The following is a 21,667-nucleotide window of genomic DNA, read 5'->3' as shown; positions in this document are numbered from 1 at the left end:
GCAGAAGGACGGGGGTATGGCTTCGGACTGTAAAGACTCGACCAAGCCTCGTCAATGCCGCGTCCCGGCGGCAATTTCCCGTTTCAATTCAAGGGCTCTGCGCCCTTGCATTCACCCATGACAGGAGTTCAGAGATGTCCGATATTCCGCAACACGGCTTCGCCACGCGCGCCATCCACCTGGGCTACGAGCCGCTGGATGAACAGGGCGCACTGTCGCCGCCGCTATACCTGACGTCCACCTACACGCAGGACAGCATCGAAGCCTTCGACCGGATCCGGCTGGGCGAGAGCCAGGGCTACGTGTATGGCCGCACCCGCAATCCCACGCAGGCGCTGCTGGAAGAGCGGCTGGCGTCGCTGGAAGGCGCCGAGGCCGGGGTGGTGACGGCGTCCGGCATGGCGGCCATTTCGGCCACCTTGTTTTCGCTGCTGCAAAGCGGCGATGAGATCGTCGTCGACCAGATCGTCTACGGCACCGCATTCACCTTGTTCACGCAGGGGCTGGCACGGTTCGGCGTGCGCGCGGTGTTCGCCGATTTCACGCAGCCGCAGACCGTGGCGGCGGCGATCGGCCCCAAGACCCGCGCAGTGTATTTCGAGACGCCCGCCAACCCGAATCTGCGGCTGGTGGATATCGCGGCCATATCGGCGATCGCGCGCGGCAAAGGACTGTTGACCATCGTCGACAATACCTTTGCCACGCCCGTGCTCCAGCGTCCGCTGGCGCATGGCGCGGACATCGTGCTGCATTCGGCCACCAAGTACCTGGGCGGGCATGGCGATCTGCTGGCCGGTGCGGTGCTGGGGCGCAAGGAACATATCGACGCCATCCGGCTCCAGGGGCTGCGGTATTTCACGGGTGCGACCCTGTCGCCCTTTACTGCTTTCCTGGTGCTGCGCGGGATCAAGACGCTGGAATTGCGCGTCGAGCGCCACAGCGAATCCGCCTTGAAAGTGGCCAAACTGCTGCGCGAACATCCCGCGGTCGCCGATGTTTTCTACCCAGGCCTGGCCGGCACTGCCGGCGCGGATATCGCGCAGCGCCAGCAGTCGGCGGGCGGGGGGCTGGTGGCGTTTGAACTGAAGGGCGGGCTTGCCGCCGGCAAAACGCTGCTCAACAGCCTGAAGCTGGCGCGCATTGCGGTCAGTCTGGGCGATCCGGAAACGCTGATCCAGCATCCGGCGTCCATGACGCATGCCAGCTATTCGGCCGAGGACCGCGAACGCTATGGCCTGTCGGAAGGCTTGCTGCGGCTGTCGGTGGGCCTGGAGACACCGGAGGACATCCTGGCAGACCTCAAACAGGGCCTGGACCGGGTTTAGGACCGGGTGTAGGACCGGGTTTAGGGCTCGGTGTAGCGGCTTGATCGGCCGGCGGCGCGGCAGCGTCGCGCCGCCAGGCGACCCATTCTCCTTCGCCCTCGAAATGGCGCAGCCCGCGCGCGGCGGTGGTCAGCCCCGCCGTAAGCGCGCCCATGTCCAGCCCCGGCAGGTTGCGCAGCAGTGCGGGCGGCAGATGGTCGATGTCCAGCACGTGTGCGTCAAAATCCATCCGCATGAGTCCGCCGCCGTCGGTGGGCACTCGGACAAACCACAGGCTTTCCATATGGTCACCGAACCACGGGTCGGGATAGATCGCCTGGGTAAACACGAATCCGAATTCGTGGATGTCGCGCCATGGCCAGAACTCCTGCAGGCCCATGGCGCGCGCCAATTCGCTCGAACGCGTGAATCCCGCGTCATCGAAACGCACGGTTTCCTGCAGTGGGTCTTCGGGCGCGCGAGGTCCTGCAAACAGCCGCTTGATGAGTGACCACATGGTGTCGCGATTTTGGGGCGTGGCGAAACGGCCAGTGTAATGGGGCCGGGTCGGTGTAAAAATGTTACAACGCTTGATCGACGTCAATTTTGCGTTGGTCGTCGCAAGTTAGGGTTGTGGTTTTGCCTGACGGGTCGCCGGCGACTGGCCGGCCGCCACGGACTTGGCCAGCCAGCGCAGCAAGGATAGGATCAATGACAGACAAGACACAGCAGCCCGCGGACTCCGACAACGTCGCCGAGGTCGCGAAACCCGCTGCCGCGAGGAAATCCGCAGCCAAACGCACCGCCAAGCGCGCTGCAGGCTCATTGGCCCAGCCGGCCGCCAAATCCGTCCCGGCGCCCGCTGCCGAAGCCGTCTCCGAAGCGTCCAGCGCGCCCGGCGCCGAAATCCGCAAACGCGTCGTCGCGCGCCAGGACGCCGCCCGCCAGGAGACCGCGGCCGTGCTTGCCGACATTGCCCGCCGCTACAAGGTCGGCGAGCCCGGCGAGGCCCATCAAGCGCTGCGCTCGGTGATCGACGAGCTGTCCGCCGATGACGCGCAGGCCGTGCACCGCGCGCTGCTCGAGGCCAACACGCAGGCGCCGCGCACGCGCCGCAATCCCGACGACGAGCTTGCGGTGGACTGGCGCGAGGGCATCTACCCGTACCGCCATCGCATGCTGCGCCGCAATTACGAAAAGCAGAAATACCAGCTTCAGGTAGAACTGCTGAAGCTCCAGGCGTGGGTCAAGGCCACCGGCCAGCGCGTCGTCATCCTGTTCGAAGGCCGCGATGCGGCGGGCAAGGGCGGCACCATCAAGCGCATGATGGAGCACCTGAATCCGCGCGGCGCGCGGGTGGTCGCCCTGGAAAAACCGTCGGACACCGAAAAGGGCCAGTGGTACTTCCAGCGTTACGTGCAACACTTGCCCACCGCCGGCGAAATCGTCATGTTCGACCGGTCCTGGTACAACCGCGCCGGTGTCGAGCGGGTCATGGGATTCTGCACGCAGGACGAATACCTGGCCTTCCTGCGCCAGACGCCGGATTTCGAGCGCCATCTGGTTTCCAGCGGCATCATCCTGATCAAGCTGTGGTTCTCGGTCAGCCAGGAAGAGCAGCGCCGCCGTTTCATGGAACGCAAGGTGCATCCGCTCAAGCAATGGAAGCTGAGCCCGGTGGACCTCGCGTCGCTGGACAAGTGGGACGACTACACGCGCGCCAAGGAAGCCATGTTCGCGCACACCGACACCGCCGATGCGCCGTGGATCGTCGTGAAGTCCAATTGCAAGAAGCGCGCCCGCCTGAACGCCATGCGCTATGTGCTAAGCCGCGTTCCCTATGACGGCAAGAGCGACGATCCCCGGATGGCGATCGACTCGCTGATCGTGGGTCGGGCGCTGTAGGGCTTCAGCCGCCGAGCGCAGCCAGGTTCAGCACGTGGCTGCGCCCGATCCACACGGCGCAATCGCGATGGTCGCGCAGCGAATGGCCGGTGTTTGGATGCATGAATACATCCAGCGCGCCGTGGTTCAGTGTCAGCCACGTCGCGATCTCGGCCAGGTGTTCGGGCGCAAACGCAATCTGGTAGCTCCATTGCGGGTGCGGACCCACGGGGCGCTCATGGAAGCGCCCCATTTCCATCTTGCCGTCAAAGTGCGCCGTCACGCGCTCGCGCAGCGCAAAGGCGGCGTCGCGGCTCGTGGCGTCGAAATAGACGTGGGCATGCCAGCTGGAGACGTCGGTCACGGTGAGATCAGTCATTGTCTTTTTTTCCGATTCAGCCGCCCGCGCGCTTCGCGCGATGGCCTAGTTTCGATAGCGCGTCCATGATGCGGTCGCAGTGATCGCCCTGAACCTCGATTACGCCGTCCTTGACGGTGCCGCCCGAACCGCAGGCCGTGCGCAGTTGCTTGCCCAGCGCGTTCAAGGCGTCGGGCGCCAGCGCCAGGCCCCTAACCAGCGTCACGGCCTTGCCGCCGCGACCCTTGGTTTCGCGCGACACGCGCGCGACGCCGTCGCCGGCCGGGGGTATGCGCGCGGCCTGCCCGCACACGCATTGGGCGATGGGCTGGCGGCATTCAGGGCACATGCGGCCGGCCTCGGTCGAATACACCAGGCCGCCGGACTGGCTGCGCTTCATCAGGATTTGCCCCGCATCTGGTCGATCAGGCGGCGGTCGCGCTTGGTGGGCCGTCCGGCGTCGATACCCAACGCCGGTTCCGGCGCAAGGCGGCGCATCTCGGCGGCGCGTTCGCGGGCGGCGATGCTTTCCGGCGTTTCTTCGTACAACAGGCGGGCCACAGGTGCGGGGCCGCGCACGCCGCTGACCGCGACGACGCGCACCTGCGCGGCGGGATCTTCCTTGCGCACGGCGATCAGGTCGCCGGCGGCGACCTCTCGGGCGGGCTTGGCGGGCTGCCCATTCACGAATACGCGTCCCTTGCCGATTTCCTGCGAGGCCAGGCTGCGCGTCTTGTAGAAGCGCGCGGCCCAAAGCCATTTGTCGAGTCGGATCTTGTCCATGCTGCGGATTCCTGCGGTAAAGCTGTCCAAGCCATCATGATAGCCGCGCACAGCCGGCCGGCTCGCCCTGGCGCGGCGCCTGTGAAGGGTCGAATGCAATGCGCGCGGCCGATGCGCGCGCGGCGGGTCAAGGCAAAAAAAGCGGCGCTCCGAAGAGCGCCGCAAACCGGCTACGCGGTGTCCGGGCCGCTATGGCCCGGCAGTACTCAATCCAGCTTCAATCCCGCTTCCTTCACGACGCGCTGCCACTTTTCGATCTCGGCGCGGCGGAAGGTGTCCAGTTCGGCGGGCGTCGATCCGATCGGCTCGGCGCCGATGCCGGCAAGCTGCTCGGCGATCGTCGGATCCTTCAGCACCTTGGCCAGCGCCTGCGACACCTGGTCCACGATGGCGGGCGGCGTGCCGGCCGGGGCGAACACGGCATTCCACTCGTACGTTTCATAGCCCGGCACGCCGGACTCGGCGATGGTGGGCAGTTCGGGGGCGGTCTTGGAGCGTTCCAGGCCGCCGACGGCCACGGCGCGCAGCTTGCCGTTCTTCACGTGCTGCCAGGCCGAGCCCATGCTGGCGAACATGACGGGCACCTGGCCCGACATCACGTCGATCATGGCCGGGCCGCCGCCCTTGTACGCGACGTGCTGCAGCTGCGTCTTCGCCAGCAGGTTGAACAGTTCGCCCGCCAGGTGCTGGGCCGAGCCGGGGCCGGCCGAAGCGAAATACACGTGGTCCTTGGCGCCGGGCTGACCCAGCTTGATCAGGTCGGCCACCGTCTTCACCTCATACGAGGGCGTGACGACCAGCACATTGGGCACGCGCAGCAGCAGGCACACCGGCGCGAACGCGGTCAGGGTGTCGAACTGCATCTTGGTGTGCAGGGCAGGATTCTGGGCGTGGTTGGAGGCGTCCAGCATCAGCGTGTAGCCGTCCGGCTTGGCCTTGGCGACCACTGCGCCGCCGATCATGCCGCCCGCGCCGCCGCGGTTTTCAATGACGACGGGCTGACCCAGTTCGGCGGCCAGCTTCGGGCCGATCAGTCGGGCCACCACGTCGACGGTGCCGCCGGGCGGATAGGTCACCACCAGGGTGACGGCGCGTTCGGGATAGCCGGCGTGCGCGGCGCCCGCGGCACCGGCCAGGAGGCCCGCTGCGGCGAGCAGCGCGCTGCGGCGCGCCAGGCGGTTGAACAGATGGGTCATCGAATGTCTCCTTGGAATTGGAACAGCCGCAACGGGGTGTCGGCAAGCAGGGTGCGCCGTTGCGCGGGGTCGTCGATCCAGGCGTCCAGCCACTGCGTCGCTGCAGGGTAGGAGGCCAGGTGACGGTGTTCGGTATGAGGCCAGTCGCTGCCCCACATCAATCGGTCGGGGGTATAGGCGTCCAGCAACTGCTGCGCGGCAAGCCGGCCGGAAGCGGCGCAGGCGGGCGCCGCCCAATTGCGGTAGGGGGCCGACAGCTTGACCCACACCTGGCCGCTGCCGGCCTGCTGCAGCAGATACTGGAAGCCGGGATCGGACACGCCCAGCGCCGGATCGGGACGGCCGAAATGGTCGACGACGACGCGGCAGCCGGCCGCCAGCAGCGCAGGGATCACGGCGTGCAGACGCGCGGCCTGCAGGTGAATTTCAACGTGCCAGCCCAGCGCATTGACGCGCGCCAGCAAGGCCTGCCAGGCCGGCGTCTCCAGGGCGGGCAGTTCCAGGCCGATGAGATTCAGACGGATGCCGACGACGCCCGCGGCGGCCAGCGCGTGCAATTCAGAGTCAGCGACCTCTGGCGCCACCACGGCCACCCCGCGCAGGCGCGCAGGGTGGGCGCGCAGCACTTCCACCATGTGGCTGTTGTCGGTGCCCAGGAAGCTGGGCTGCACCAGCACGCCATGGGTCAGCCCGTGTGCGTCCAGCAGAGCCAGGTAGTCGGCCGGCGTGGCGTCGTAATCAGGCGTGTGGCGGCGCGAGTCGGCAAGGGTCAAGCCCTGGCGGAATACGTGCGCATGGGTATCGACGGCGGCGCCTGAGGCGGGCGGGGTCAAGACTGTCTCCTCGATCTGCATGGCCGGTCCACCGGCCGATGCACTTATGTAAGGTTCTGTAAGTCGGGATTCTAGGGAGCCGGGGTATAGTTTTCCATTCTTGAAAACCGCTTTATTTATATTGAACTGATATGGAAACCCGGCACCTGCGATATTTTCTGGCCGTGGTGGACCACGGCAGCGTCAGCCGCGCATCCGACTGGCTCGGCATCGCCCAGCCCGCCTTGAGCCAGGCGCTGACCCGAATGGAAAAAGACCTGGGCGTGCGGCTCTTCGAACGTTCGCGGCGGGGCACGACGCCCACGCCCGCCGCGCAGGCCATCCTGGAGGACGTGCGCGCCAGCGTGGCGCGCATCGACGCGGCGGCTCGGCGCGCGCGCGAGATCGGCCGCGGCAGCGCCGGGCAACTGACCGTTGGCCTGGTGTCGTCGGCGCTGTTCGACACCTTGCCGCGCGCGCTGCGTGAAATGCGCAAACAGGCGCCGGGCGTGCGCATCATCCCGCGGGAAATGAGCAATGCAGAGCAGGCCGAGGCCCTTCAGACCGGCGAAATCGACATCGGCCTGATGCATACGCCGGTGGCGGTGGGCGGGCGCATGCGCGAACGCCAGTTGTTGCGGGACCGCCTGATTGCAGCCGTGCCCGATGAGTTCGAGGTCGGCGAAGACGGGCAGGTGTCCATGGCGCAGATCGCGCAGGCCGGCCTGGTGATGTACCCGCAGACGCAACTGCCGGCATTCTATGCGGACATCCTGGACGCCATGCGCAAGGGCGGGCACGACGCGCACGTGGCGCAAGAGGCCAACCGCACGCTGACCGTTCTGTCGTGCGTGGCGGGCGGGTGCGGCGTGGCGCTGCTGCCAAGCTGGATCCGATCGATGGATTTCCGCGGTGTGCGCTTCTGCGAGGTGCGCGACGGCGAGCGCCTGCCCAGCTTTGACTTGAGCGCAATATGGCCGGCCCGTAGCGTGCCTACGTTGGCCGACCTGTTCGCCAACCTGGATCTCGGAACAACGTAATGTCGCGATCTTCTTTCATCGCGCTTCCAAATTTCGCCAAGTTTGCTTAAGCGAGGCTTAAGGCCGCGATTTGGAAGGAACTCGACCCAGTCGCCGCGTCTAACCAGGAACGTCTTTGCGGGGTTCCTGGCTCATGGATCTGAATTGGCAGCAGCAACTTGCGGAAAGCGCGCTCTGGCTTGTGCGCGCCTGCGGCATTTCGGCCGTGGCGCTGGCGATGGTCACCCTGGTGCTGACGCGGACCACGACATGGGGACGCAAGTTCTGGAGGCTGGCCTGGCCGTACCTGACTCCCCGGCGCAGTTGGCGGCCCATGCTGACGCTGGCCCTGCTGCTGTTCCTGGCCATGTTCGCGGTCCGCATGACCGTGCTGTTTTCCTTCTGGTACAACGGGTTCTATAGCTCGCTGCAGGCGCTGGACCAGGCCGCGTTCTGGCATTTCCTGGGTATTTTCGCGGTGCTGGCGACCGTGCACGTGGTGCGCACCCTCGCGGACAGCTACGTAGGGCAGGCGTTCGATATCCATTGGCGCGTCTGGCTGAACGAACGCCTGACGCGCGACTGGCTGGGCGCGGGGGCCTACTACCGCGGCCACTTCCTTGCCGAGCCTGTCGACAACCCCGACCAGCGCATCGAGCAGGACATCTCCCAATTCGTGACGGGCTCGCGCACGCTGGCCATCGGCGCGCTGAGCGCGATCGTGTCGCTGGTGGCGTTCACGTCGATCCTCTGGGGCCTGTCGGGTCCGCTGACGCTGGGCAGCGTCGAGATCCCGCGCGCCATGGTGTTCGTGGTGTACCTGTACGTGATCGTCGCGACGTGGCTGGCGTTCAAGATCGGCCGGCCGCTGATCAAGCTGAACTTCCTGTCCGAGCGCCTGACGGCAAACTTCCGCTATGCGCTGGTGCGCCTGCGCGAAAACGCCGAGAACGTTGCCTTCTACCAGGGCGAAGAGGTCGAGCGCGCGACCCTGTGGACGCGGTTCACGTCGTACATCGCCAACCTTTGGGCGCGCGTGTACCGGGGGCTGAAGTTCGACGGCTTCAACCTGTCGGTCAGCCAGATCGCCGTGGTGTTCCCGTTCATATTGCAGGCGCCGCGGTTCTTCAGCGGCGCGATCAAGCTCGGTGACGTCATGCAGACCTCGCAGGCGTTTGGCCAGGTGCAGGAATCGCTGTCGTTCTTTCGCAGTTCTTACGACGCGTTCGCGCAGTACCGCGCCACGCTCGACCGCCTGAACGGATTCCTGGATGCCAACGAGGCCGCGCGCGCATTGCCGCAAGTGGAAACGCACGCGCAGTCCGATGGCATGGATATCGACGGCTTGAACGTGTCGCGGCCCGACGGCGCTCCTCTGCTGGACAAGCTGGACTTGCGCCTGCGTCCCGGCCAGGCCCTGTTGATCAAAGGGCCTTCAGGCAGCGGCAAGACGACATTGCTGCGGGCGCTGGCCGGCCTTTGGCCGTACGCAGAGGGCAGCGTGCGGCGTCCGCACGGCGAGTCGGCGTTGTTCCTGTCGCAGCGTCCTTATCTGCCCCTGGGCGACCTGCGCGGTGCGGTGGCCTATCCGGGGCTGGCGCAGCCGGAAGACGACGCGCGGCTGGCCGATGCGTTGCGGAAGGTGAATCTGGGACACCTGGCCGGCAGGCTGGAAGAAGTGCAGGACTGGTCGCGCGTGTTGTCGCTGGGCGAACAGCAGCGCATCGCGTTCGCGCGCGTGCTGTACAACCGCCCGGCGATCGTGTTCCTGGACGAGGCCACGTCCGCCACCGACGAAGGCCTGGAACACATGCTGTACGGCCTGCTGCGCGAGGCCTTGCCGAACAGCATGCTGGTCAGCGTGGGGCATCGCAGCACGCTGGACGCCTTCCATACGCATCGCCTGGACTTGCAGGGGGGCGGCCGATGGAGGATGGGGCCGATGGCGACGGGCGGCAACGCCGACGCGTTGCGGCGTGCGGCGGCGTGAAGAAGAACGCGTAGCCGATACGCGGCCGCTACGCCGACGCTGTGGCTGCATTTGGCTGCGTGTGCCCGCGATTCGTCGCAAGAGCCTTGATGAGCGGGCACGGTGGGGCGCGCCGGGCGCGGGCCCGCGCACCCGCCGCCCAACGCCGTTTCAGGTGCCGACGCGCAGCGGCCCGGTCAGTTTGCGCAATGCTGCCACCACGCTTTGCGCCGTGATGCGTCCGGTCTTGGGATTGGCCGACGGGATGTTCTGGATTTCCATCGAGAACGAGGCGGAATCGGACACGACTTCGACGCGGTGCAGGTTGCGTTCAAGAGAAGGATCCGCCCAGATTTCCAGCGTGGTGCGGTCAGGCCCGATGCCCGCGAGCGACACGCTGACCGCCACGTTCAGGTTGGCCGGAAAGCCCACTGCGGCCTCGCGGGGGGACCCGCGGAAAATCAGCCGCGGTTCGGTGATGCCTTCGATGTCGATGTTGTTGTCGATGAGGTAAGGCGCGCCCAGCAGGCCGCGCACGGGCTTGCGGGTGATCATCGTGACCGAATGGATGACGCCTTCCGCGGCGGCGGTGATGGCGTCCAGGCCCAGAATGGCGCCCGACGGCACGATGACCTGGCCGCCGTGCTGGCGGGCGATGTCGATCAGGTCTTCGTGGCGCAGCAGCGCGCCGGAGCTGAGCACCACCATTTTCTTGCCGGCGCGCAGCACGGGTTCGGCGATGTTGCGGAACACGGCGGCGGGCGCGCATTCGACGACCACGTCGCAATGCTGGGCCAGCGCGTCGATGGTGGTGAACGTGGGGGCGCCGTTCTTCCAGGCAAAGGCGGGCGGGGCGTTGGGATCGCGCACCGCGATAGCGGAAAGCGTCAGGCCGGGCAGGCCGGCGTCCAGGGATTGCGCCACGGCCTGGCCGATGGCGCCGAAGCCGGCGATGCCGACGCGGAAGCTGTTCATGGGAATCCGGAAGGGTTGGGCACGCGGCAGGACCGCGGGCGGTTCGGAAATGCGGCGGTGCAGGGCGGGCCGCAAGGCTGCCGGCCACTGTAGCCACCGCATGGCGACGCGTCAATGCGGGATCCCCGCAAGGCCGCGGCTACACTGCGGTGTCGACCCAACACAGCAGACCCGCGCATGCAGATTTCCAACGAAACGCCCCAGGATCGCGACGCCATTTTCGCGGTGACGCAGGCGGCGTTCAAGAATCATCCTCATAGCCAGCAGACCGAGGGCTATATCGTCGACGCGCTGCGCCAGGCCGGCGCCTTGGCATTGTCGTTGGTGGCGCGACAGGACGGACGCGTGGTGGGCCATATCGCTTTCTCTCCAGTCGTGATCGACGATGGCGCGTCGCGCTGGTACGGCCTGGGACCGGTGTCGGTGTCGCCGGAAGTCCAGCGCCAGGGCATTGGCGCTGCGCTGATTCCTGAAGGCTTGGCGCGTCTGAAGACCATGGGAGCGGCCGGCTGCGTCGTGTTGGGCGAGCCGGGCTACTACACGCGCTTCGGCTTCGCGGCGACGCCCGCGTTGACGTATCCCGGCCCGCCGCCGGAGTACTTCATGGCCCAGGCGTTCACGGGAGCGGCCAGCGGTCAGGTGGCGTACCACCAGGCCTTCTATGCCAGCGCAAATTCCTCGCCTTCGTAGCTTTCGGCGATCTGGACTTCGCCCGATGCCAGGCGGCCCGACCAGTCGTCCAGCGTGCGTCGTTCTTCCGCGCTGACCTGCGCGCCCAGCACCAGCCGCAACGAGGCTTCGGCTTCCAGGCCGAAGCGCGTGATGCGCCCCACGGCCAGCGCGCCCGCGGCGTGGTCGGCAGCCGCGCGTTCCACACACAGTCCCGAATCGGCCACCGCGGACGCGAGATATACCTCCGGATCACGGGCCACCCAGTCCAGCACATTGCCGATCTGCCAGATGCCCACCTCGCGGCAGGCGCGCGTCACGCCATCACGGCCGCCATCCATCATCGCGAAAAGCACGCGCGCGTCTTTCGCGGCCAGCGCGCGGGTCCACGCCTCGCCAAGATCGGGATCGTGCTGGTTGCCGCAGAACCCCGTCAGTGGCCCCCGTCCTGCAACACGTCGCACGCCGTCGGCGAACGCGGCTCGGCCTTTAAGACCCGGGCGAACGCGCTCGCCCGACAGGTGCGCCGCGCGACCGTCCGCCGCGCGCAGGCCCGCCAGGATGCCGGCCAGAAACGCGGAATGCTCCTGCAGTATTTCGTACGACGCCACGTTGCTGGCCGTGTGGCTTCCCTGTGTGATGGCGAACTGCGTGCGCGGGAAATGCGGCGCCACTTCCGCCACGGGCGCGTCGCCCTGGCCGCCGTGCACGATGACCAGGTCCGGATTGCCATTGCACAGTTGCGCCAGGCGTTCGGTGCGCGCGGCCGGATCGCCGGCGGCCACCCATTCGGCATGCAGGGCCTGGCCCGCGCGCGCCGCGCGTTCCGCGCCCTGGATGGCGGCTTCGTTGAACCCGCCCCGGCCGGGGTAGCCGAACAGCACGAGAATGCGGCGCGCGCTCACAGGCTGGCCCCCGTTGCCCGCACTACCGGTCCCCAGGCGTCAGCCTGATGGCGGACGAAATCCGTGAATTCGGTCGGGGATTTGCGCGCCAGCACGAATCCCTGGCCTTCCAGCTTGGCGCGGATGTCAGGATCGTTCAGCACCTGGCTGATGTCGGCGTGCAGCCGTTGCGAGACAGCGTCAGGCAGTCCCGCGGGGCCGGACAGTCCGATGAAATTCTCTGCCACCAGACCGGGATAGCCCAATTCGCCCACCGCGGCGATGCCGGGCGCCTGCGGCACGCGTTCCTGCGTCGTCACGGCCAGCAGACGCAGCTGTCCCGAGCGCAGGAAAGGCAGGTTCTGCGGCAGGGCGTCCACCGCGAAGCGGATCTGTCCGCCCAAGAGGTCGTTGCGCATGGCGCCCGAGCCCTTGTAGGGGATGTGCTGTAGCGGCGCGCCGGTCTGCCGCGAATAGAGTTCGCCAACGATCTGCCCCACCGACGCCAGGCCGCCGCTGCCGTATTGCACCGGCTGGTCCTGCGCCTTGATCCAGGCGGTCAGCTCGGCCAGGGTGGTCACGGGCACCGAGGGATGCACGACGAACACCGTGGGCACGGCGCCGATGTAGGCAACGTGGCTGAAACTGGCCAGCGCGTCGTAGCCGCCTTGCGGCATGAGGGCCGGCGAAATGGACAGCGGCGCGGAGTTCGACATCAGCAACGTGTAGCCGTCGGCGGGGGCTTGCGCGACGAGGCTCGCGCCGATGGTCGAGCCGGCGCCCGGCTTGTTCTCGATGACGACGGGCTGGCCCAGCCTTCCCGCAAGCAGGGGCGCGATGAGGCGCGCGGCGATATCGCTGGCGCCGCCCGGCGGAAACGTGACGACGAGACGGATGGGGCGCGCAGGCCAAGCGGTCGACGCGCGCGCGATGCGTGGCCGCGCCAAAGGCAGCGCCAGCGTGCTGGCTAGCAAAAACTTGCGTCGGGAAATCGGCATGGCGTGGCTTCTACGGTGCGGCCGCGCTTGCGGCAAAGGGCCACACTGTAAGAAGCCGGGCTACAGCTGACAAAGAATTTGTAGCCGTTTGCTTATGCCCGCGGCCGCGAGCGCGGCCATGCCTGCGTTGATGCCCGCCGCGTTTTTCGCGGCGGGGCAGTCACACGGTTCAGCTGCCTTTCTGCGACTTCGCCATGTAATCGATGGTCAGGTTCGACAGCGCGCGCACGCCGTTGATAAGGCCCGATTCATCCACGAAGAAGCGCGGCGAGTGGTTGGGCGAGGCCTTTTCCACGTCGGTGCCCTTGGGCGTCACGCCCAGGTAGAAGAACATGCCGGGCACTTTTTCCTGGTAGAAGGAAAAGTCCTCGGACGCCGTGGACTTGGGCTGCAGGCCGTAGTTGCCTTCGCCGGCCACGCGGCGCAGCGTGGGGCCCATCTGTTCGGCCATCGCCGGCGGGTTGACGGTGGCGTTGTAGAGTTCGACCACGCGCACGTCCGCCTTGGCGCCCGCGCTTTGCGCGATCATGTCCGCGGTGCGGGCGATGCGCTGGTGGATATCCTTCTTCATGCCTTCGTCGTAGGTGCGGATGGTGCCCGTCATCGCCACGCTGTCCGGCACGATGTTCATGCGGTTGCCGCCGTGAATGGCGCCCACGGTGATCACCGCCGGTTCCAGCATGCTGTTGAGCTGGCGGCTGGGAATGGTCTGCAACCCCAGGATGATCTGCGAACTGACCACGATGGGGTCGATGCCTGACCACGGCCGCGCGCCGTGCGTCTGCTTGCCGGTGACGTCGATCCAGAACTGGTCGGCGGCGGCCATGGCCGGACCGCCGCGCCACGCCAGCCAGCCGGCGGGGTAGGCGCTGGACACGTGCAGGCCGAAGATGGCGTCCACCTTGGGATTGTCCAGGACGCCTTCCTGCACCATCATCTTGGCGCCCCAGATCTTCTTGCCGTCCGGCTCGAAGTCGGCCGGGCTTTCCTCGGCCGGCTGGAAGATGAATTTGACCGTGCCGGGCAACTGGTCCTTCATGCCGGCCAGCACTTCCGCGGCCGCCATCAGGATGGCGGTGTGGGCATCATGGCCGCACGCGTGCATGACGTCGACTTCCTTGCCCAAATAGGTGCCCTTGGCCTTGGACGCGAACGGCACGTCGACCTGCTCCTTGACGGGCAGGGCGTCCATGTCGGCGCGCAGCGCCACCACCGGTCCAGGCCTGCCGCCCTTCAGGACGGCGACGACGCCGGTGCCGGCCACGCCGGTCTTCACGTCCATGCCCAGCGCGCGCAGATGATCGGCCACGAGCTTGGACGTGCGATGTTCCTGGTTGCCAAGTTCAGGGTGCTGGTGGATGTCGCGGCGCCACGCGATGAGCTTGTCTTCGATGGCCTTGGCCCGCTGGTCGATCTGCGCGGCCAGCGCCGGATCCGCGGCGGGCTGCACGGCGCCCTGGGTGCCGGGCGCGCCTTGCGCGGCAGCCGGGCCGGCAAGGACCAGATGGGCGGCCAGCGCCAGGGGCGCCAGGCGGAACAGGAATTTGCGTTGTGGCATGCTCTCCTCCTCTTGGTTGTTAACTTGTTATGGAAGAGGATCTTACTTGAGCGCTTATGCCGCGGGGGCGCTGTTTCCTGTGCTTACTTTGCGCGGAATTTACGCGTTATGGCGCGCCGGTTTCCTACTGCAACTTGATCCCCAGTTCCTTGATGAGCGGTCCCATTTCCGCGCGATCGCTCTCGATCGTGCTGGCCAGGTCTTCTGGCGAGCTGCCGATCGGGATCATCCCCAGCGTTTCCATCTGCGCTTTCATCGCGGGATCCTTCAGGATGTCCGAGACCGCTTTCTGGATCAGCGCGATGCGGTCCTTCGGTATGCCGTCCGGGCCCATCAGGCCGATCCAGGGTTGTGGCGCATAGTCCAGTCCGGACTCCTTCAGCGTCGGCGTGTCGGGCAGACCGCCAAAGCGTTGCGGGCTGGTGATCGCCAGTGCGCGCAGCCGGCCGCTGTCGATCAGGCCCTTGGAGCTGGAGGGCGCATCCAGGCCCACGTCGAGCTGGCCGCCGATCAGGTCGTTCTGCGTCTTGCCGGACGAGGACGACGGCACGTACAGCGCCTTGATGCCGGCGCGGCGCGCGGTCTGTTCCCATACCAGATGGAACGCGGTCCCGATCGAGAACGACCCCACGCTCAGGTTGCGCGCGCGGCTTTCGCGCACGAAGTCGTCCCAGGTCTTGAGCGGGCTGTCCTTCGGCACGATGAAAATGAACGGCGTGCGCGCCACCAGCGATATGGGCTGCAAGTCCTTCTGGGTATCGAAGGGCAGGCTGTCTACCGCGAAGGGCACGATGGTGACGGACGATGCCACCACCATGCCCAGCGTGTAGCCATCGGGTGCGGACTTGACCAGCGCGCCCGTGCTGATGATGCCGGAGGCGCCCGGCTTGTTTTCCACGACGACGGGCTGGCCCCAGGCGGCGCCCAGTTTGCTGGCAAGTACGCGCAGCATGACGTCGACCGGGCCGCCCGGCGGATTCGACACGATGATCTTGACCGGCTTGTCGGGATAGGCGGCGGTGGCGGCCAGCGGCATCAGCAGCGCCAGCGCGATTGCGGTTTGCTTCAACATCGATTTCCCCTTGTGTTTGTAGGTGTGGGCGCGGACGGCATGACCGGCCCGCGCCGCGCGCGCGATGGCGCGTATTGCGGGCTCAGGCCAGGATTTCCATATGCGGGGCCGCGGGCCAGTCCGGCGCGTCGCCCCGGATGAAGGCGATCCATGCCGCCTGGGTGCGGCGCGCCAATTGCTCGCCTTGCGCGGGCGGCAGCCCGGCCAGCATGGGGGCGTCGGCGAATGCGTCAAGCGTGTCGAACACGAACGGCAGTTCGATGCAGTGGCAGGCGCCGAAGCGGTCGGTGGGCGCCACGTCAAAGCGGGCAAGCCACGCGTCGCGCCCCTGCGCCGCGGCCTGGCGGGCCCACAGCCGCGACGGGGCGCCGAATACCGAGTCGCCCAGCTCCTGGCTGGCGGCGTCGGTGCCGTGATCCGGAAAGGCGGCCATCTCGTCCCGCGTGTAGCAGACCAGGACGTCGGCGCGGCCCGACGCCTTCAGAAGGGCAGGGGCGATGTCGTGCGGGAGGATGTCGCCGTCCAGCACGGGTGTGAACAGGCTGCGGCTGCTGCCCTCGGCGCGCAGCGCCTCGACAACGTCCGGCGCTCGCTGGGCCGCCAGCAGCGCCTCGACGGGCAGCTTGCGGGCATCGTCGAGCGAATCGGCGCCGGCGGCCTGCAGAAAGGCCTTGCCCAGCGTATCGGCCTGCTGCGCCGTGCGAAAGCCCCGGCCCAGCGCGGCGCTTTGCAGGATGGCGCGCGAGAACCGCGGCTGGCGCGCCAGCATGGCGCAAATCGAGGACGCGCCCGCGGACTGGCCCATGACCGTGATCTTTTCCGGGTCGCCGCCCAGGTCGTGGATGTTGTCCAGCACCCAGTCGATCGCGGCTTCCTGGTCCAGCAAGCCGGCGTTGGCCGCCTGACCGGGCACGTACAGCCAGCCCAGGGCGGCCAGCCGGTAATTGACGGCCACCACCACCACATCGCCGCGTTGCGCCAGGCGCGCGCCGTCGTACCAGTCGAGCGCGCCACCGCCGCTTTGCCAGGCCCCGCCGTGCAGCCAGACGACCACCGGACGACGCTTGCTGTCGGCGGCCGGCGTCCAGACGGTCAGGTTCAGGCAATCTTCGGATTGTTCGGCGGTGAAGTCGCCCATGGCGCCGCGCAGGCGCGACGGCAACTGCGGCGAGACCGCGCCCGGCCGGGTGGCGTCGAATTCGCCACGCCATGCCGCGGGCGCCGGCGGCGCGAATCGCAGATTGCCAATGGGCGCCTGTGCATATGGAATGGCGCTGTAGCGGCAAACGCCGCCCTCGCGCACACCGGTCAGCGTGCCGGCCCGCAGCGCCGCTTTTACGCGTTCACTCATGTCCTGCCCCTTGTTTTGTTGTCTGTCGTCACGCCGCGGCGAGCGCCGCGGCAGCCGGACTATGGTAGGGAGGAAAGGACCGCGCCGGGTATTCCGGTTTTGAACAATGCCATGCGTAACTCGCATGGCTGCGTAAAACGCGCGCCAGCCTATTTGGCGATGCGCGCGTCCAGGCTGTTGTCCGCCAACGCCTGCGCCTGGGCTTGCGACATGCCCAGGTGTTCGTACAGCGCGTGGAAGTTCTCGGTGACGTAGCCGCCGAAGTAGGCCGGATCGTCGGAGTTGACGGTGACTTTCACGCCGGCGTCCAGCAGCGACAGGATGTTGTGGTCGCGCATGTGATCGAACACGCGCAGCCGGGTGTTGGACAGCGGACAGACCGTCAGCGGAATCTGCTCGTCGATCAGGCGCGCGATCAGCTTGGGATCTTCCGCGGCGCGCACGCCGTGGTCGATGCGCAGCACCTTCAAAAGGTCCAGCGCTTCCCAGATGTACTCGGGCGGACCTTCCTCGCCGGCATGGGCTACGGCCGGCAGGCCTTCGGCGCGCGCGCGGTCGAACACGCGCTGGAACAGGCGCGGTGGAAAGCCCTGTTCGCTGCTGTCCAGGCCGACGGCAATGAAGGCGTCTCGGTAGGGCAGCGCCGCGTCCAGTGTGCGCATCGCCTGTTCTTCGGGCAGATGGCGCAGGAAACTCAGGATCAGGCCGCTGCTCACGCCCAACTGCTTGCGGCCATCTTCCAGCGCCTGGCTGATGCCGTTCAGCACGGTCTCGAACGGAACGCCGCGGTCGGTGTGCGTCTGGGGATCGAAGAAGGGCTCGGTGTGCACCACGTTCTGCTCGTGGCATTTCAGCAGGTAGGCCCACGTCAGGTCATAGAAGTCCTGCTCGGTGCGCAGGACGTCCGCGCCCATGTAGTAGAGGTCCAGGAATTCCTGCAGATTCTGGTAGTTATAAGCGCCGCGCAGGGCTTCGACGTCGGGCCACGGCAGCGCGACGCCGTTGCGCTGCGCCAGCCGGAACAGCAACTCCGGTTCCAGCGTGCCCTCCAGGTGCAGGTGCAGTTCCGCTTTGGGCAGTGCGTTGAGCCAGTCGTACATGGGTGCTCCGGTCTTGAGGTGATGCGTGTTCAAAAATGTGGCGCGCGCTAGGCGGCCAATGCGATGCCGTCGGATTGGATGATGCGTTCCAGGTGGGCCGCGAAGTCGCGCGCCTGCCGTGTGCTGGGGCGGTCGCGGCGCCAGATGGCGGCAAGCGGTGATTTGCGCAGCGCCGGGCGGGCGGGCAGGACGGCGAGTTCGCCCCTGGCCTGCCGGACGGCCGCGACGCTGCCGGGCAGCATCCACAGGTATTGTCCGTCCAACAGCATTTCGCGGCCGAACTCCAGCGACAGGACGCCGATCATATCCGGAATCGCCAAGCCGGCCTGACGCAGCGACGTTTCCAGTTCGCCGCGAATGCGGCTGCCGGGCAGGGCGGTGATCCACGGATAGGCGACATAGTCGGCCAGCGTGGTGCCCGGCAGGCCGGCCAGCGGATGGTGCGTGGCGCAGGCCAGCACCACCGGGTCTTCCAGCAGGGTGGTCGACCGATAGATCTGCGGATTGACGGTGGACGAAAACCGGCTGATCAGCACGTCGAGCGCGCCGGCGTCCAGGTCTTCGATCAGCCGTTCGTGCGTGCCGATCTCGATGGTGAGCGTAATGCGAGGAAAGGCCTGGCGATAGGCGCGCGCGGCTTCGGCCACGGGCCACCCCGCGAACATCGAAAAGCAGCCCACGGTCAGGCTGCCTTCGTCGCCGCGCGATACCGCCGCCAGGTCGACCTCGGCTTTGCGAAAGCCGGTCAGCAGTTGACGCGCATGTCGGCACATGGCGTCGCCCAGCGGGGTGCAGGTTGTGCCCTTGGCAGTGCGCTCGAAGAGTCGCGCGCCCACCAGTTCCTCGATCTCGGCGATGGCGCGGGACAGGCCGGACTGCGTGCTGTGAAGTTGGGCCGCCGCCTTGGACAGGTTGCCCAATTCGGAGACGGTCAGCACGATTTCCAGGTGCCGGATGCGGAGTTTGCCTCGGAAGGGTGTCATGGTGCTGGGGATGCGAGCGATTTGCCGATTATTCTCCCGCGCCGGGCGCTTGGCAACGCAAGGGCGTGATTCAGATATAGTTCGTCGCCTGCCGGCGCGCAGCAGGGCGCCGCCCCGGCGGTCTTCATATTGGGCCGGCAACAAAAGGCGGCTGCAGAAGATGCTGCAACGGGAGAGACAGCCATGAATTCCAAGGTGCCTGGCATGCGGCACATAGTCCGTTACACGACGGCGGTGTTGATGATGGCGACGCTGGCCGCCTGCAGCACGTCCCGCGTGGACGAAGTGCCGGTGAAATGGCCTCCGTTCAAGGACGGCACGCTGGTGATGCTGCCGTCGGATCCTGCGCAATGCCCGGACCTTGCGGGCACCTACCGCGCCCAAGGGGCACGCCGTGCTGGCGACCCGGAAGGTGTGCTGCTCAAGGACCTGCACGATTTCCTTGCGTATTCGCTGGACCTGCCCGGCATGCACGACGCGCCCTTGCCCGCATGGCGTTCGTCGCCGGCCGCGACCGTCAGCGTCGTGAGTGTCGAGGATGGCTGGGACGTGCAGGCGGCGGACGGGCTGGGCGCGCGCGCGATGGGGCATCTGCGCTTGCAGGAAAGCGGCGCGCGTCCCGCGGCCGCGGACGGTGCCGACCTTCGCACGCGTGACTTCATCCAGCGCAATGCCGGTTGCACGCAGGGCAGGTTGTGGATCAGCGTGCGGCAAGATTGGCGTCAACACGAATCCATGGGCGTGCGGCGCCACGTTGCGGTTCTGCGCAAGCAGGAGGGCGGCTTGCTGGTGACCGTCCAGCGCGAGTCCGACAGCATCGGCATGCTGTTGCCCTGGTACACCAACCACAGCGATTTGTTCCAATACTGGTTTGCGCCTGTCGCCGGCCGCCCTTGAATTCCCGCAGGCCCACGCCTGCCTTCACCGAGTGCTATATGACTGCAAAGCGACTTTTCACCTGGACTTTCTTCTTCGCGCTGTTCGTCGTGCTGGTGGCGCTGTTCTGGCGCCAGCTGTTCGACCAGACGCCGCCGTCGCTGCGTGAGCTGGGAGGCACCATCGAGGGCGACAACGTGCATATCTACGGCGAATCGCCGCGGCAGGACCGCATGGCGGACCGGGCGCTGCTGGCTGCCGCCCAGCGTGGCGATCCCGGGGCCCAATATATGCAGGCCATCGTCATGGAGCACTTCGACATGAAAGAAGCGCTGCGCTGGTACGAGGCGGCCGCGGCGCAGGGCTACGAACTGGCGGCGCAGCGGCTGGAACAGTTGCGGCAGGCGCCGCCCTCGGCTCAGTAAAGACCCGCCTTGAACGCGCCCGCGCAACACGCCCGCTTCGTGTCCGGCCCGCTGGGTGGCCACGTCATGGAAATGATCCTGACGGGCTGGGTCAGCATGCTGGCGGTATTCGCCGTGGAATTCCTGTCGCTGCTTTATCTGGGCACGCTCAAGGACGAAGCCGTGCTGGGAGCCGTGGGCTTCGGGTCCATGACGCAGTTCACCATTACGTCAGTCTCCATCGGCGTGACGGTGGGCGGGGCGGCGCTGGTGTCCCGCGCGCTGGGGGCGCAGGACGCGTCGCGCGCGCGGACGCTGGCGGGGGCGTCGTTGATCCTGATGGCCATGGCTGCGATGGCGGCGGGGGCCGTGTTCCTGGCGGCGATCGGTCCGTTCACCGCGGCCATCGGCCTGGCCGACGACGTGCGCGAGCACCTGCTGTCGTATGTGCTGATCACCACGCCATTCGCGGTGGTCATGGGCATGGGCATGATGCTGTCCAATTTGCTGCGCGCGGCGGGCCACGGCCGGCAATCGATGTGGGTGCTGCTGGCGGGCACCGGAACGGTCGCAGTGCTGGATCCTATCGTCATCTTCGTGCTGGACGGCGGCATGGAAGGGATCGCATGGGCCAGCGGGGTGGGGCGCCTGGCCACGTTGGCGCTGGGCGGCTGGCTGGTGCTGCGCAAGCACCGATTGGTGGCCTGGCCGGCCAGGGCCGCGTTGCGCGAACACCTGGCGGCTATCGGCAGGATCGCCTTGCCCGCCGCGTTGACGACGCTGGCCACGCCCGCGGCAGTCATCTTCACCGTATCGACCTATTCCAGCTTCGGTCCCAGCGTCCTGGCGGGCGCCACCGTCGTCGACAGGCTGCTGCAGCTGGCGTATTCGCTCTTCTTCGTGCTGCCGGGCGCCATTGGTCCGATACTCGGGCAGAACCTGGGCGCTGGCCACTGGGAGCGCGTGCAGCGCACAGCCGGACTGACCACGCGTTGGGCGTTGCTGTACGGGTTTGGCGCGGCGATCGTGCTGGCAGTGCTGGCGCCCTGGATACCCGACATCTTCCAGGTGACCGGGCCCGGGCGCGACCTGATCGTGTTCTTCTGCCGGTACGGCAGCTTCGCGTGGGCGCTCAACAGTCTCTTCTTCGTGTCGATCTCGGTGTTCAACAACCTGGGTTACGCCACGTATTCCACGGTCATCGGGTGGCTGCGCGCCACCGTGGGCACCTTGCCGTTCGTCTGGGTGGGGGCGCACTTCGGCGGGCCCCAGGGAGTGATGCTGGGCCAGATGGGCGGGTTTGCGCTGTTCAGCGTGATCGCAATGGTGCTGTGCCGCCGCGTGCTGCGAGCCCCGCCCGCAGGCTACGCGCCCGGCACGGCCGCGTAGGGAACCAGGCAGGCGCCTATCGCGGGGCGCGTGACGAATGCGCCGCGTTGCGGTTCGATTTCGGCCGCCGGTCGCGGTACGAT

The 21,667-nt window shown here is 67.2% G+C and carries 22 protein-coding genes; 8 read left to right on the top strand and 14 right to left on the bottom strand.

Translation table 11 applies throughout. The annotated features are described in order from the left end of the window. The first annotated feature begins 134 nt into the window (after positions 1-134). On the top strand, positions 135-1,325 hold the full coding sequence (locus RT614_RS13005; protein ID WP_313622519.1) for an aminotransferase class I/II-fold pyridoxal phosphate-dependent enzyme: 1,191 nt from the start codon (positions 135-137) through the stop codon (positions 1,323-1,325). Here RT614_RS13005 and RT614_RS13000 read toward each other — a convergent pair. Further along, positions 1,300-1,908, bottom strand: coding sequence for a hypothetical protein (locus RT614_RS13000; RefSeq protein ID WP_313622518.1), 609 nt, complete (start codon positions 1,906-1,908; stop codon positions 1,300-1,302). The genes RT614_RS13005 and RT614_RS13000 overlap by 26 nt on opposite strands. A gap of 107 nt (positions 1,909-2,015) precedes the next feature. Between RT614_RS13000 and ppk2 the strand changes: the two genes are divergently transcribed. After that, positions 2,016-3,209: a polyphosphate kinase 2 gene (ppk2, locus tag RT614_RS12995; RefSeq protein WP_313622517.1), complete on the top strand. Its 1,194-nt coding sequence runs from the start codon at positions 2,016-2,018 to the stop codon at positions 3,207-3,209. A 4-nt stretch (positions 3,210-3,213) separates the two neighbouring features. Here the strand turns inward: ppk2 and RT614_RS12990 are convergent, their stop codons facing one another. From RT614_RS12990 to RT614_RS12970, 5 genes are all read right to left on the bottom strand, one after another. Further along, the gene (locus tag RT614_RS12990) at positions 3,214-3,567 is read right to left on the bottom strand and encodes a DOPA 4,5-dioxygenase family protein (protein WP_313622516.1); all 354 of its coding nucleotides are present in this window, start codon (positions 3,565-3,567) and stop codon (positions 3,214-3,216) included. Between the two features lie 16 nt (positions 3,568-3,583). Then, on the bottom strand, positions 3,584-3,946 hold the full coding sequence (locus tag RT614_RS12985; protein ID WP_313622515.1) for a translation initiation factor Sui1: 363 nt from the start codon (positions 3,944-3,946) through the stop codon (positions 3,584-3,586). Beyond that, positions 3,946-4,329: an RNA-binding S4 domain-containing protein gene (locus RT614_RS12980; RefSeq protein WP_313622514.1), complete on the bottom strand. Its 384-nt coding sequence runs from the start codon at positions 4,327-4,329 to the stop codon at positions 3,946-3,948. The genes RT614_RS12985 and RT614_RS12980 overlap by 1 nt, the downstream gene beginning before the upstream one ends. A 206-nt stretch (positions 4,330-4,535) precedes the next feature. Then, positions 4,536-5,525: a tripartite tricarboxylate transporter substrate binding protein gene (locus tag RT614_RS12975; RefSeq protein ID WP_313622513.1), complete on the bottom strand. Its 990-nt coding sequence runs from the start codon at positions 5,523-5,525 to the stop codon at positions 4,536-4,538. After that, positions 5,522-6,379 (bottom strand): amidohydrolase family protein, encoded by an 858-nt coding sequence (locus tag RT614_RS12970; protein ID WP_313622512.1) that lies wholly within the window; start codon positions 6,377-6,379, stop codon positions 5,522-5,524. The genes RT614_RS12975 and RT614_RS12970 overlap by 4 nt, the downstream gene beginning before the upstream one ends. A gap of 110 nt (positions 6,380-6,489) precedes the next feature. Here RT614_RS12970 and RT614_RS12965 point away from each other — a divergent pair, with 110 nt between their 5' ends. Then, complete coding sequence (locus tag RT614_RS12965; protein WP_313622511.1) at positions 6,490-7,377, top strand: LysR family transcriptional regulator; 888 nt, start codon at positions 6,490-6,492, stop codon at positions 7,375-7,377. A 133-nt stretch (positions 7,378-7,510) separates the two neighbouring features. Beyond that, the gene (locus RT614_RS12960; protein WP_313622510.1) at positions 7,511-9,346 is read left to right on the top strand and encodes an ABC transporter ATP-binding protein/permease; all 1,836 of its coding nucleotides are present in this window, start codon (positions 7,511-7,513) and stop codon (positions 9,344-9,346) included. A gap of 150 nt (positions 9,347-9,496) precedes the next feature. Here the strand turns inward: RT614_RS12960 and RT614_RS12955 are convergent, their stop codons facing one another. After that, entirely contained in the window at positions 9,497-10,300 is an 804-nt protein-coding gene (locus RT614_RS12955; RefSeq protein ID WP_313622509.1) for an aspartate dehydrogenase, read from the bottom strand. A 177-nt stretch (positions 10,301-10,477) separates the two neighbouring features. On the opposite strand from RT614_RS12955, the gene RT614_RS12950 reads away from it, so the two are divergent. After that, positions 10,478-10,990, top strand: coding sequence for an N-acetyltransferase (locus RT614_RS12950; protein ID WP_313622508.1), 513 nt, complete (start codon positions 10,478-10,480; stop codon positions 10,988-10,990). On the opposite strand, the gene RT614_RS12945 is transcribed toward RT614_RS12950, so the two are convergent. The 7 genes from RT614_RS12945 to RT614_RS12915 all read right to left on the bottom strand — a co-directional run bounded on the left by RT614_RS12945 (position 10,960) and on the right by RT614_RS12915 (position 18,915). Further along, positions 10,960-11,874, bottom strand: a complete 915-nt coding sequence (locus RT614_RS12945; protein WP_313622507.1) for a BMP family ABC transporter substrate-binding protein — start codon at positions 11,872-11,874, stop codon at positions 10,960-10,962. The two genes, RT614_RS12950 and RT614_RS12945, sit on opposite strands and share 31 nt — an antisense overlap. After that, positions 11,871-12,851, bottom strand: a complete 981-nt coding sequence (locus RT614_RS12940) for a tripartite tricarboxylate transporter substrate binding protein (RefSeq protein ID WP_313622506.1) — start codon at positions 12,849-12,851, stop codon at positions 11,871-11,873. The genes RT614_RS12945 and RT614_RS12940 overlap by 4 nt, the downstream gene beginning before the upstream one ends. Before the next feature lie 169 nt (positions 12,852-13,020). After that, positions 13,021-14,409: an amidohydrolase gene (locus RT614_RS12935; RefSeq protein WP_313622505.1), complete on the bottom strand. Its 1,389-nt coding sequence runs from the start codon at positions 14,407-14,409 to the stop codon at positions 13,021-13,023. Positions 14,410-14,533: 124 nt separating this feature from the next. Next, a complete protein-coding gene (locus RT614_RS12930) occupies positions 14,534-15,481 on the bottom strand; it encodes a tripartite tricarboxylate transporter substrate binding protein (protein ID WP_313622504.1) in 948 nt (315 codons plus the stop codon). A gap of 82 nt (positions 15,482-15,563) precedes the next feature. Then, a complete protein-coding gene (locus tag RT614_RS12925) occupies positions 15,564-16,832 on the bottom strand; it encodes a carboxylesterase family protein (RefSeq protein WP_313622503.1) in 1,269 nt (422 codons plus the stop codon). Between the two features lie 149 nt (positions 16,833-16,981). Continuing rightward, positions 16,982-17,932 carry an adenosine deaminase gene (locus RT614_RS12920; RefSeq protein ID WP_313622502.1) on the bottom strand — a complete coding sequence of 317 codons (951 nt, stop codon included), beginning with the start codon at positions 17,930-17,932 and terminating at the stop codon, positions 16,982-16,984. 47 nt (positions 17,933-17,979) lie between these two features. Next, positions 17,980-18,915 (bottom strand): LysR family transcriptional regulator, encoded by a 936-nt coding sequence (locus RT614_RS12915; protein WP_313622500.1) that lies wholly within the window; start codon positions 18,913-18,915, stop codon positions 17,980-17,982. A 183-nt stretch (positions 18,916-19,098) separates the two neighbouring features. On the opposite strand from RT614_RS12915, the gene RT614_RS12910 reads away from it, so the two are divergent. From RT614_RS12910 to RT614_RS12900, 3 genes are read left to right on the top strand one after another with little or no spacing between them, the layout of a single operon-like run. Beyond that, positions 19,099-19,812: a hypothetical protein gene (locus tag RT614_RS12910; RefSeq protein WP_313622499.1), complete on the top strand. Its 714-nt coding sequence runs from the start codon at positions 19,099-19,101 to the stop codon at positions 19,810-19,812. A gap of 38 nt (positions 19,813-19,850) precedes the next feature. Then, positions 19,851-20,216 carry a sel1 repeat family protein gene (locus RT614_RS12905; RefSeq protein WP_313622498.1) on the top strand — a complete coding sequence of 122 codons (366 nt, stop codon included), beginning with the start codon at positions 19,851-19,853 and terminating at the stop codon, positions 20,214-20,216. 9 nt (positions 20,217-20,225) lie between these two features. Beyond that, positions 20,226-21,584, top strand: coding sequence for an MATE family efflux transporter (locus tag RT614_RS12900; protein ID WP_313622497.1), 1,359 nt, complete (start codon positions 20,226-20,228; stop codon positions 21,582-21,584). Positions 21,585-21,667: the final 83 nt, after the last annotated feature.

Origin of the sequence: Achromobacter sp., assembly GCF_032102605.1 — a bacterium.
Classification (GTDB): domain Bacteria; phylum Pseudomonadota; class Gammaproteobacteria; order Burkholderiales; family Burkholderiaceae_B; genus Achromobacter.
This window is presented reverse-complemented; position numbering and strand designations above follow the sequence as displayed.